The organism is Clostridium sp. AF37-5 (assembly GCF_003477605.1).
Taxonomy (GTDB): domain Bacteria; phylum Bacillota; class Clostridia; order Lachnospirales; family Lachnospiraceae; genus Eubacterium_F.
In genome coordinates this window covers 1-1,460 of the sequence record NZ_QUDR01000056.1, presented here as the reverse complement: position 1 = coordinate 1,460, position 1,460 = coordinate 1, and the positions used below count along the sequence as shown (strand labels likewise).

General features: G+C 48.2%; 3 protein-coding genes. 2 read left to right on the top strand and 1 reads right to left on the bottom strand.

The genetic code is table 11. From position 1 onward, the window contains the following. Both DW019_RS15335 and DW019_RS14770 read left to right on the top strand, forming a co-directional pair. Positions 1-191 (top strand): hypothetical protein (locus DW019_RS15335; RefSeq protein ID WP_207663943.1); only part of this gene is annotated, 191 nt, incomplete at its 5' end. A gap of 41 nt (positions 192-232) precedes the next feature. Next, on the top strand, positions 233-1,309 hold the full coding sequence (locus tag DW019_RS14770) for an FUSC family protein (RefSeq protein WP_118444045.1): 1,077 nt from the start codon (positions 233-235) through the stop codon (positions 1,307-1,309). Here DW019_RS14770 and DW019_RS15330 read toward each other — a convergent pair. Beyond that, on the bottom strand, positions 1,279-1,460 hold a 182-nt coding region (locus DW019_RS15330), incomplete at its 5' end, for a hypothetical protein (protein ID WP_207663942.1). The two genes, DW019_RS14770 and DW019_RS15330, sit on opposite strands and share 31 nt — an antisense overlap.

Below are 1,460 nucleotides of genomic sequence, written 5' to 3'. Positions count from 1 at the left end.
TTTTTGAGCCAGTCAACCTGCATAGTAAGTTGACCGACCTTTTTGGCGTATTCGGCTTTTTCCTTGCGTTCTTCGGCAAGTTTTTCCCGGAGATTGTCTTCCCGCTTATTATCGAATGCGAGAGGAGCATTAGCAAGGAATTCTTTCTTCCAGTTGCGCAGGAGATCCTTGACATTTTTCCCATTCCGTAGTATGGTGTGCCATACTACCTACGACAAGGAGACAATTTTCTATGACTTTTTATGAAGAATTACAATTAAGTTCGACCGGCTCCAAAGCCTTGATCAAAAACACAACCGATCCAAAAGAGAAAAGACGCCACATTCTTATCTATAATTTTAAAGTCTATCTTGTGATGGCCTTCTGCTTTGTGTTTGTGACACTTTTTAGCATGCTCTTTGGTTCTGACAACAGCGTAGCCGGAGTGGTTTTTCTGCTGGCTCTTCTGGTGCTGCGCCAGGCTGACTTCGGCATCCGCACCTCCCATGGGCTTATATGTATTGCTGGTATTTTTACCCTTTTGATCACCGGTCCCCGTCTGGCCAACACCCTGCCGGCACCGGCATCTCTTTTGGTAAATTTCATCAGCATCCTGCTGCTAATGATCCTTGGATGTCACAATGTGATCATGTACAACCAGTCCACCTTCGTTTTAGGATATCTTCTGCTCTACGGCTACGATGTTACCGGCAGAGCCTATCTTCTCCGGGTACTGGGGCTGCTTGTCAGCATGATGGTCTGTATGCTTGTCTTTTACAAGAATCAAAAAAAACGCCCTTACCGGCGTAGTTTTCCGGATCTGTTCCGTGAATTTAACTTAAAATCTGCCCGCAGCCAGTGGTATTTATCCCTTACCTGGATCGTCTGCTCGGCTATGTTTATCATGCAGCTGCTTTCCCTGCCCCGGGCTATGTGGGCAGGCATTGCCTGCATGAGCGTGTGCCTTCCTTTTCCGGAAGACAGCAAAGACCGTACTTGGAAAAGAGGTGTCTTTAACATCCTTGGCTGTGGCATCTTCCTTGTATTATATAACACCCTGCCGGCCTGGCTGTATCCATACATCGGTGTCATCGGCGGTATCGGCGTAGGATATTCTGCCGGTTACTCCTGGCAGACCGTCTTTAACACCTTTGGGGCACTTTCCATTGCCGGTTCTCTCTTTGGTGTGAAAACAGCCATTGCTCTCCGCATTGGCACCAATGTGGCAGGTGCTCTGTATGCCTTTCTGTCCTGGCAGATCCTAAGCCGCCTGCTGCCATGGATTTTCTGTGAAAAAGATCACACCTCCCTGGCGATATCCTCAAAATAATCATACACTGCATCGCCACTTTTTCCCAGCACTCGCAGAAGGATTCCCTGACAACATTCACTACAGCCTGCCTCCACCTGATCCGGCTTTTTGTCCCGGATCATCTGGATCCACCGGCTTTTCTGTTCCCCGTCCGGGGTATACAGATACA

Excerpts from the sequence above, each read along its gene's own strand:
- DW019_RS14770 (WP_118444045.1), top strand. The coding sequence starts at position 233 with ATGACTTTTTATGAAGAATTACAATTAAGTTCGACCGGCTCCAAAGCC.